The 10,468-nt window shown below is 33.1% G+C and carries 7 protein-coding genes and 1 pseudogene; 3 read left to right on the top strand and 5 right to left on the bottom strand.

Annotated elements, in window-relative coordinates:
• Positions 1–52: 52 nt before the first annotated feature.
• On the bottom strand, positions 53–985 hold the full coding sequence (locus tag AC5YDH_RS12785) for an IS5 family transposase (RefSeq protein WP_496116183.1): 933 nt from the start codon (positions 983–985) through the stop codon (positions 53–55).
• A gap of 55 nt (positions 986–1,040) precedes the next feature.
• Between AC5YDH_RS12785 and AC5YDH_RS12780 the strand changes: the two are divergent.
• From AC5YDH_RS12780 to AC5YDH_RS12770, 3 genes and pseudogenes are all read left to right on the top strand, one after another.
• Positions 1,041–1,286: pseudogene (locus tag AC5YDH_RS12780) on the top strand (hypothetical protein); the annotation flags it as partial.
• A gap of 94 nt (positions 1,287–1,380) precedes the next feature.
• Positions 1,381–3,525, top strand: a complete 2,145-nt coding sequence (locus tag AC5YDH_RS12775; RefSeq protein WP_496120065.1) for an ATP-dependent nuclease — start codon at positions 1,381–1,383, stop codon at positions 3,523–3,525.
• A complete protein-coding gene (locus AC5YDH_RS12770; RefSeq protein WP_496120063.1) occupies positions 3,516–5,216 on the top strand; it encodes a UvrD-helicase domain-containing protein in 1,701 nt (566 codons plus the stop codon). The genes AC5YDH_RS12775 and AC5YDH_RS12770 overlap by 10 nt, the downstream gene beginning before the upstream one ends.
• 24 nt (positions 5,217–5,240) lie before the next feature.
• Here AC5YDH_RS12770 and greB read toward each other — a convergent pair whose 3' ends face one another.
• The 4 genes from greB to gmtY are packed head-to-tail and all read right to left on the bottom strand — an operon-like array spanning position 5,241 to position 10,387.
• Positions 5,241–5,714, bottom strand: a complete 474-nt coding sequence (gene greB, locus AC5YDH_RS12765) for a transcription elongation factor GreB (RefSeq protein ID WP_200482117.1) — start codon at positions 5,712–5,714, stop codon at positions 5,241–5,243.
• Complete coding sequence (gene gmtX / locus AC5YDH_RS12760; protein WP_496120060.1) at positions 5,711–6,322, bottom strand: gamma-mobile-trio protein GmtX; 612 nt, start codon at positions 6,320–6,322, stop codon at positions 5,711–5,713. The genes greB and gmtX overlap by 4 nt, the downstream gene beginning before the upstream one ends.
• Complete coding sequence (gmtZ, locus tag AC5YDH_RS12755) at positions 6,312–9,080, bottom strand: gamma-mobile-trio integrase GmtZ (protein WP_496120058.1); 2,769 nt, start codon at positions 9,078–9,080, stop codon at positions 6,312–6,314. The genes gmtX and gmtZ overlap by 11 nt, the downstream gene beginning before the upstream one ends.
• Positions 9,077–10,387, bottom strand: a complete 1,311-nt coding sequence (gene gmtY, locus AC5YDH_RS12750; protein WP_496120056.1) for a gamma-mobile-trio recombinase GmtY — start codon at positions 10,385–10,387, stop codon at positions 9,077–9,079. The genes gmtZ and gmtY overlap by 4 nt, the downstream gene beginning before the upstream one ends.
• Positions 10,388–10,468 lie beyond the last annotated feature (81 nt).

Here is a 10,468-nt window from a genome sequence, read left to right as displayed (position 1 = left end):
GGCTTTGTTGCATAAAGGCTTGAAAGGCTGAGCTCCCCTAGGTGAGCCAAATTTAAGAGACAACTTGGGTATGAGGACGACCTAATTCTGTGAATTTATTCAAGACTGCCATGCGTGCGTGGATCTCATTCACCTGACTAGGAAAACTCCTTGCTGTTAATTTATCGCCTAATAATTTGATGCAATGCATCTTCGTTTCAACCAAACTCCGACGGTGATAACCAGACCACTTTTTCCAAAGCGATCTACCTAGACGTTTGACTGTCTTTAATAACTCGTTCCGCTCGATAGACCTCGCTTGCTGATCTTTCCAAGGCTTTGCATTTTTCCTCGGTGGAATGATCGCATGTGCATCTCGATCTAAAATGACTTGTCGGCAATGCTTTGTGTCATAAGCACCATCTGTATAAACAGAATCAATTTTCTCATCCAAGGGAATTTGAGAAAGTAAATCTTCAAGTACTTGAGAATCACCAACATCATTTGTAGTGAGCTGTACAGCACGTATTTGAAGAGTTTTAGCATCTATAGCAATATGCAGCTTACGCCATTGACGACGATATTCAGCCCCATGTTTCTTGCATTTCCATTCACCTTCACCTAGAAACTTCAAACCAGTAGAGTCTACGAGTAGATGCAGACCATCACTACTTTTTTCATAGCTAATCGCAATATCAATATGTTTTTGTCTTCTGCAAAGCGTAGTGTAATCCGGCGCTGTCCAATCTAATCCAGAGAGTTTAATCAGACTTTGAACAAAACCTGTGACCATACGTAAAGAGAGTCGAAATAGAGATTTGATCATTAAGCAGCATTGAATCGCTGTATCGGAGTAGGTCTGATTTCGACCTTGCTTGCCTTGTGATTGTGCATACCACTGGGTCTTTGGATCAAACCAAATGGAAATATTACCCCGGTTGATTAAGGCTCGATTATAGGATGACCAATTGGTTGTACGATAGATTTTAGGGGCAGGTTTATTCATTTTGAAATTATATTGCTGAATAAGCCTTCCATGCTAGGTTTGTGCAACAAAGCCGCTACCAACTGAAAAAGACTATTTTTACCCTGACTTTGTAGCTGAATTGGTTGATGGTTCTATTTTTGTTTTGGAGTACAAAGGTAGTCATTTAGATACTGCTGATGATGCTCGTGTGAAGAATGCTATCGGGAAACAATGGGCTAAGGACAGTCAGAGCAAACGAATATTCTTGATGGCTAAAAAGCAAGATGAAGTTGGACGTAGTTTACAAGAACAGATTAATCAGATTTTATTAACAAATTAAAATTGTTAAATAAGACAACACTACTAAGTGTTGTCTTATTTAATTCAAAATACTTGAGAGTAAACTTTAAAATAATTTTTTGGGTGAGGGATAAATGTTTATATCAAAGATCGAAATAGAGAATTTTCGTAATTTTAAACATCAAGAAATAAGTTTTAATGAAGGTGTAAATGTAATAATTGGTCATAACAATGCTGGAAAAACTAATTTATTGACAGCTCTTTCATTAGTTGTAAATCCTGATAAAAATAAAAGATTAGATGTAGATGACTTTAATAAAAATGTTGCATTTTCAGAGCTAAAGATATCCCCCCCGAAGATAAGTATTCAAGTCACTTTAAAAAAAGGATGTGATTCATTACCAGATGATTTAGCTATGATTGCAAATTGGCTGACTAAGCTAGAATCTGATTTTGAGGCTAAATTGACTTATGAATTTTTTCTTCCAGAAAAAGAAGTTCCTAAATATATCTTAGCCATGTCAGAAATTGATGAAACTCAGGAAAATTGTCGAAATACTGCATGGAAAACAATAAAAAATGAATTTATACGACTTTATTCTTATAAAATTTACGGTGGCGAGATTGCTAATCATGCTATAGCAGATGGGGAATCACTCAGCAAGTTTGATTTTCAATTCTTAGATGCGATCCGAGATGTAGAAAGGGATATGCTAACTGGGAAAAATACATTATTAAAAAATGTATTTGATTTCTTCATGGACTATGACATTAAAAGTGATTCCATAAAATCTGAAGAAAATAAAATTACAGAAATTAAAACACGAAAAAATAACTTTTTATCAGACATTGAACCAGTAATTAATTCTATTCAAAAGCGTATGGAATTAGGGAAAGAACAAATATTATCTTATGCTGATGGAACAGGAGCTTCATTTAATAAGGCTAAACCTAATTTTGAAGGTAATATTTCAGATATAGAAATGTTTTCTTTCCTAAGATTAATTATTGAATATGAAACAGGGATTAAAATACCAGCAACTCATAATGGTTTGGGTTATAACAATCTAATTTTCATGTCTTTATTACTTGCAAAAATGCAAGTAAATTCTGACGGAAAGTATATGGGTGATAATGCAAAAGTATTTTCAGCATTAGTTATTGAAGAGCCTGAAGCCCATCTCCATCCAGCAATGCAATATAAGTTCCTACAATTTTTAAAGAAGAATAAAAAAGAAGGTAAAGTACGACAAATTTTCGTAACTTCACACTCCACCCATATTACATCTGCGGTTTCACTTTCAGAAATTATTTGCTTGTATAAACAAGCAGAAGATACAAAAGTTAGCTACCCTGATAAGATTTTTCCTAGTGATGGACAGAGTAAGAGATATGTACAAAGGTTTCTAGATGCTACGAAATCAGATATTTTATTTGCCCAGAAAATTTTATTTGTAGAAGGTATTGCTGAGCAATTACTAATGTCTATTTTTGCTAGATATATTGGCAAATCGTTAGAAGATCATCATGTTGCAGTAGTAAATGTTGGTGGTAGGTATTTCACGCATTTTCTACATTTATTTGATAGCAATGTTCCAAATACCATATTAAAAAAAGTTGCATGTATTACAGATATTGACCCAGAGCGAAAAAAAATAAAACTTACAGCAACTACAGCAACTACAGCAACTACAGCAACTACAGCAACTACAGCAACTACAGCTGATGATAGTTTATTAGAAGAAAGGTTGAATTACCAAAAATGTTATCCATTTGAGTTTGAATTAAACCCTCTTGAATTTGAATATAAACAAAATATATGCCCTAGTGCTTACAAGGCACATCCTAATATTTCATTTTTCAGTCCAGATAATATTTTAGGAAAAACATTAGAATATGAAATATTAAGAGCAAATCCTACGGCAGAATTTTTGGTCACTGATTTTATGTCAAACCAAAATGAAATTAAAAATTTGATGGTAGCACATAAAGAAAATAAGACCCTAGATGATATTATTGCTCTTTTAAAAGTTAAAAATGATGAAAATAAGCGAATTATTGAAAATATTCGGGCTAATTCAAAACCAGAATGGACAGGTGATAATAAAATTCAAGCTATTATAGCCGCACGTTATCTAAACTCAGTAGGAAAAGGTGAGAATGCTTTAGAATTAGCAAGAATATTAGAAGAAAATTTAGAAAAAAAAGGCACAGCTGATTTTAAAGATTTTATTGTCCCTACTTACATTAAAGAGGCTATTGAATTTTTATGTCAATAATTCAGATAGATTCCAATAAAAGGCTTGATGATATTGAGCATCATTTTAAAGTTAGTGCTGGTCCTGGAGCAGGTAAGACACATTGGTTAGTTGAACATATAAGAAATGTGCTTCATCACTCAAATCGGCTTGGTAAAGTACGGAAAATTGCCTGTATCACTTATACGAATATAGCTGTTGAAACTATTTTGAATAGGTTGGGTACTTCAGCAATCCTAGTAGATGTTTCAACGATTCATAGTTTTCTATATCGTCATATTCTTAAACCATATGCTTTTTTGATAGCAGACGAGTATGACTTAGACTATTCCAAACTTGATGGGCATGATGAACTTAATCACTCACATAGCAAGATAAGTAATTGGCTGAAGTCAACATCACAGCAATCGTTACTAAAAGGAAAAGCTAACATTTTAAAAGCTTTGGATGCAATTCAATGGCAAATGACGGATAGTGGTGAATTATTTTTAGGTCTTCCAATTAATAAAACTTATCTAGGTAAGGTTACAAATATAAGTATTAAAAAAAATAGCTATATTGAATATAGAAAAGAACATTGGAAATTAGGAAATATCCATCATGATGATGTTTTATTCTTTAGTTATCAATTAATTGAACAGTATCCATTCATTTTAGAGGTAGTTCGGGCTAAATTCCCATACTTTTTTATTGACGAATTCCAAGATTGCAATCCAATTCAACTTTTAATTATTGAAAAAATTGCGGAAACAGAGACTATAGTGGGATGCATAGGTGACCCTGCCCAATCTATTTATAAATTTCAGGGAGCTGAGTTAGGACTTTTTTTAAGTTTTAGTTTAGATGGAATGTCCCATTATCAAATCTTAAAAAATAATCGTAGCACAATAAAAATTATAAAAGTCCTAAATTTTATAAGATCAGATTTAACTCAAGAACCTGTTCGAGAAGTAGATGGTGAAAACCCTTGTTTAATAGTAGGCAGTACGAAAAACAGCATTCAGGAAGTACGAAAATTATGTGTTGATGAAGATTTTTACACCTTGTCAAGAGATAACATTACTGCTAAAGCATTACAAAATGAACTAGATAATACATTTAATATTGATAATCTGTTTGAAAGTCTATTAGAAATAGATAATGATAGAAATAGAAAACAAGCAGTTTGTAGTAGTATCAAAGCTATTGAATTAGTGAGAGAAAAAAAATTTAAAGAAGCATTTAAAGAGTTAGAAAAAATATTCCCAAGGAGCCATTATAATATTTCAATATCCATAGAATATATTTCGACCCTAATTGGAGAATACGATTCGTATAAAAATGAAAATTTAATAAATTTTATTGAAATTATACAGAATCTACTTCATTCACCTCTTACTAAGGTAAGTCGTGGTAAGGTTAAGGAGTTTTATGAAAATACACTTTATAATCAACTAAGTATGTGTATAAATATTCCTGATGATATGAGCCTTAATAAGACTATTCATAAATCTAAAGGTGATGAGTTTAATAATGTTTTACTTGTATTAAAGTCAGAGGAAGAACTAAATTTTATATTATCTCCTCAATTAGGTGATCCTAAGGCAGAAGAGCATCGTATTCGTTACGTTGCTATAAGTCGTGCCAAAAATAAACTTTTTATTTCAGTTCCATCATTGAAAGTTGAGGATGAGCCTAAATTTAGCGAACAATTTGAAATTATTAGATGCTAGAAGTATGCATTTGAATATAACCATTTATTGGTTATATTCAATTTGGCAAATATACCAATTTTTCTTGCCAGTAGGTGTATTTACTTGAATTTCATCATCTACAGACTTACCTAAACAAGCCTTTGCGATAGGTGATTGCAACGAAATATAGTCTTTACGACCATAAATTTCTTCATCTCCAACGATGCGAAATTTAATAGTCTCTCCCTCATCATTTTCCAATTCCACCCACGCACCAAAATAGGCTTTACCATCTTGCTCAGGGCTATATTCAACTTTATGAGCAACTTCAAAAAGCTTAGTTAAGTATCTAATTCTACGATCAATTTCACGTAACTTTCTTTTATTGTAGATGTAATCAGCATTTTCCGACCGATCGCCGAGACTTGCTGCCCAAGACACAATTTTAGTAATTTCAGGGCGTTCTTTACGAACCAAATCATTTAACTCGTCTTGTAAACGTTGATAGCCTTCAGCCGTTAATAATTTACGATTCAAGACAAATACTCCAAAGCCTTGCGTAAGGCATCTAATGTTGACACTTTAAAAACTGGCTTATTCGACTCATCTACAAGCTCACCATAATCTGTAGGCTTTAATTTCCATTTTTTTTGGAAATCTGTAGACAATAAATAGTGTAATGCTCGTACTTCTTGATCAGAAAGCTTAAAAGATTCATCAGGTATCATATTCTTATGATCATAAATATCAATCCTTTGTTTGGGAGGGATGATTTCACGGATCATTTGTTGAGCTTCTTTTAACTCAGATGCCATAATGCGTACAAGCAATTGATGCTTGGGATTTTGAATTTCTTCAATCCACGCATTATCTACTTGCGATGGTTTAGTCAGTTTAGGTTTCTGTAATGAAACATCTACAAAGCTTTGAATCAGTGCTCTATATTTTTCACCAGTCTTATTTCTAATGCTTTGCGCTTTAGGAACTCCTCTATTAAATCCTAAATTAGCAATCGTACTGACAGAAAAATCCTGAATTCCACGTTCCTGTTGCTCAATGCATACTTCATAGATTGCATCGAGTGACTGTTGGATTTTAAGTGATGATCCATGTTTTAATTTATGTAATAACTCTTCAGGATTCATGACTTACCTCAATCAAATTTGGTGAATTATGTAGAATGAGTTCAATCTCTGATTTTGAAATTTGTTCAGTTTCAGAAAGTTCTATTAGTTTAAGCTTTCCATCCATAACACTTTGCACTTTATCCCAAGATTTGAGGCGACTCATCAATAATTTAAAAATTTGGTTGCCTGCTGAAAGTTGCTGTTCTTTAGATAACATGAACAAAGCAGGCATAATTTCATTAAACATTGCCATTTTATCAATGAGCTGACTCCTAGGATAAATAGCTTGATCTGCATTACAAGATTTATAAATGACAGCATTGTCACAAACTTCTTGTAATTGCTGAAAGTGGCTAACTTCTTCCATTTCTAAAACTAACTCTGCATTTGAAGCCGTAATTAGCGATAATGTATCTGTATTCTCTAATAATGCATTGTTATTAATGAGCTTATGGCATTTCGTAATATGACTATAAGCCGATTGGATATCGCATAAAAGCATATCCAATTTTTTAGCAGCTGTTTCATATTCTGATTCAAAATTTCGAAGTTCAGTCTCAAGCTTGGATCTGCTTGCTGCACCTTCAAATTTTTCTCTTTTCAAATTGGCGATATATTCTTCTTTTTCGATATTCTCTATATCTTGATTAATTTGATTGATTTTCAGTTGTAGTTTGGAACATATTTCAGATTGATCATTGGATTGGAGTAATATTTCATTGGTAACTGCCAATAAGCCTCCGATAAAGGCAGGTCCAGTAATGAAATGTCTACAACGTATACAATTCTGAGTTCCTAAATAACCTTGAGGTGTAGGGGTATAGAATGAACTACTTTTTATTAACTCACCACCATCCTCACACCTTGAAGCTGCAAAAGGGCAAATACCATAATCTCTAAAAATAAAATTACCTGCAGGAACCTCATTAGATAAAGCTTGCAGTAATTCTAAATTATTGCCAACCAATTGGTTTTTAACACTTTCAATTTTATTTTGCTCAATTGTCCTTTGGATAGATTCAACTTCAGATTTTAAGGCTATTTTCTCACCTTCTTCTAATCGAGTTCTAATGTCATGATTGGAAACTTTGCAATAATAGATCGACATGATTACGGAGCTATGACCCACGATTTTCATCACGATTTCAATTGGCATACCCATTTCAAGCACATAAGCCGTAATGAGGCTTACACGCATGCTATGGGGTGTATATTTAGACTTATATGCACCTAAAACTGCTCTATTTCCTTCAAGTGTAGTCAAGCAAAGATTTGAGGGCTGTATATTATAAAGAGCAGCTGCCAATCTCGGGGTTAATGCATTTCCGACATTCGCTGCCTCAAAATCATTAAAGCGTCTAAAAAGAAAACAATTTAATCCTTTGGCTTTTCTTTGTACCTCATTTAAATTTGTTCTTTGGCAATCAATCCAAGCACTAGGATATGAAATTGGATTATATTTTTGTTGCCATTTTCGTAGTCTAATTAGCCAATATGCTAAATCTTCGGGGATCCAGGGAATTATGTAACCTTGACCATTGTTATTTGTCTTATTTGTAGTGGTAAACATTCCTGTTTGACCATCAGGCAATCTTTTAATGAATGATTGTTCTTTCGTTAAACCAGAAAGTGGAGAATTATTTTTTTTCCAAATGATTTTGTTTTGCTGATCTAAATCAGCAATATACTCGTCAGCTTCGCCAGAATCATTATAGGCAATTTGTCGTCCCCTTAAAGGAACTTTGGTAAGTGCATAAGTATGAATCCAATCAGTTGGGCACCATAAATATGCCTGATTATCAACTACACGATAAACACAGTCTAAATCATGTAAATCTAACTGATCAAAGCTTACTTTCACCCAGTCTGCATCGAATTTATGTAGATGTTCTAAATCTTGGAAGTTTTTTGCATTAGAGGAAATAATCCATTCTTGGGCTTTTTTGACGAAATGATACGGTAAGCATGGCTTGGTCGTTTCATCAGGTTTTGAGCTACTAGACTTACTTTCTTGACTTAGCAAAAGGGAAAATGGGTTATGAGCATTATCAATTCTTACTATTTCACCTGTTTCGTCATCCTCAATCGTTAGATCATTATCAATAATGTAATCTAAGAATTCATTAACATGAACTAGTAGATTCCTTCTCTTTGCTTCAGATTGTATATTTGCGCGAATATCCTTGAAGGGCTTAATATCAAATTTTTCTTGTGTAAGAAAAGCATGAGGTGTTTTGCTTTTATCGAATTGTTCTATATAAAGACGTACAAAACGACATAGTTGAGTTACTTTAGTCCCACCACCACGAGCTTTAGTCATAAACTCTTTGATTTTAATTGCCCAAGTTATATAACTTGGTGAAATAAAATCAGGTTTAAATGGTTCTGTTTTTCCTAAGAATTTATACCAGTTTTCCCATTCATCAACATATGCGGTTTGTGGATCTAGGGGAAGGCTAGCATCATTAAGTTTTAAAATAAATTTTTTGTATTCTTTAGCATTTTTCAGATCTTTATTTTCAATTAATTTTTTTAGTTCTTGGTATGAAATAAAAGCAGTAATATCAAAAAAATCTTTATAACTGATCCACTCATCATAAATTCTTTCGGGATGTGCTGGCAGCCCATACTCTCTATATTTTTGTTTGTAGAGAACAGAATTTGTAATGCCTTTATCTTTACAAAATTGCTTTAGAGAGTTTAGGTCAGGGAACGTTGAAAACTCTTTATTAAATCGCTTATTTTCAATTTTTTGAATTGATTGAGGTTTTATCATTTGATCTCTCTCAACTTTTCTTGAACTTCTTCTAAAGTTGGTTTGATATAAACAAGGCAAGAAGTCGGACTTTTATGATGCATAGCTTTTTGAATCTCAACTTGATTTAAGCCAGCTTGACGTGCGCGAAAGCCATAAGCATGTCGGTGACCATGTTCAGTTGTGCCAAGGTTTTTTTTACAAGTTAGACCTATTCGTTCAACCGCCTTTTTATGTAATCGTTGGAAATTTTTTATGGTTTCTGGTTCACCCAACGTATTTGTGAATGCAAAAGGGTGTGGATTGCTTTTTAAGGGTTCTACACGTTGATATTTGAGATAGTTTGCCCAGATTAATAAAAACTCTTTAGCCTTTTCTGGAGGATTAAAAACGACTTCAAAATAGCCCAATTTTGAAGTCAGTAATGGTGTTTTCCATCCAGCATACAGTCTTTCAGAAAACAAATAATTACTCCGTGGTTTATAAGAAGTTTTGGTTAATAAATATTCTCGTCTGTTTTTGAAATAAGGATCTGGAGAGGCACCTAATTCAGGATGATACACACGAACTAGGGCTTCTTTAGGCTTGTTAGGATTTAAAGTAATATCTGAAGTATAAATATGAAAAATTTCACTTTTTCTTAGACCACCATAATTCATTAACATAGTGAGAGCTTGGGATTTATAATCAATCACCCCATTCTTTTCAAAACCTAGATATAAAAGTCTTTCAATTTGATCTTCTGGGAAACGTACAGCATATTCAAAATCAATTAAATCTTCTCTATAACTTCCAACTAACCGCACTTTTTGTGAAGAAAGATCTTTCTTGGTTAAGTGATTTAGAAAAACTTTTGCTTGCTTATGGTAATAAGCACACCAATTTAAGCGTTCTTCATAACTTGTCGCTTTACGAAATGGATTTACTCGAATTGTTGAGTGTTCATCCTGCAACATCAGAAAATCTGTGTAATGCGTAATATGAAATAATAGATTATTAGTATCTCTTACTGTACGTGGTCGCCAATAAAGATCAAGAGCATCAGTACGGGTAGTTGGATCAATCGTGCCTGTAATTAGTGCCTCAGTGAAAGCTTTGAGTAATTTAGTAGCATTTTCTATTTGTGGAACAGAATTTATATACTTCAGTAAAAGTCTGAGTGCATAGCATGATCGTTCTTTCCATGATTCGCTTTTTGAATTAAACCAAGCCAAATAACGTAAATGAGAAATAATGACTCCTTTCTCGGTTAGGATGCAAGGCAAGACCAAGGTCGTTTGAGTTGAACAATCTTTGTAATTTACATAAATTTTCTTAACGTAAGCCATATACTATTTAGTACAAAGTATGAGGTGTTTTTAAATTTAAACTATCATTATTTGATCAATTGTCAATATAGAATATTGAAA

It is taken from the genome of Acinetobacter sp. FY683 (assembly GCF_059515885.1).
The sequence above is the reverse complement of the archived record's forward strand: the minus strand, read 5'-3'. Positions and strand labels throughout refer to the sequence as shown.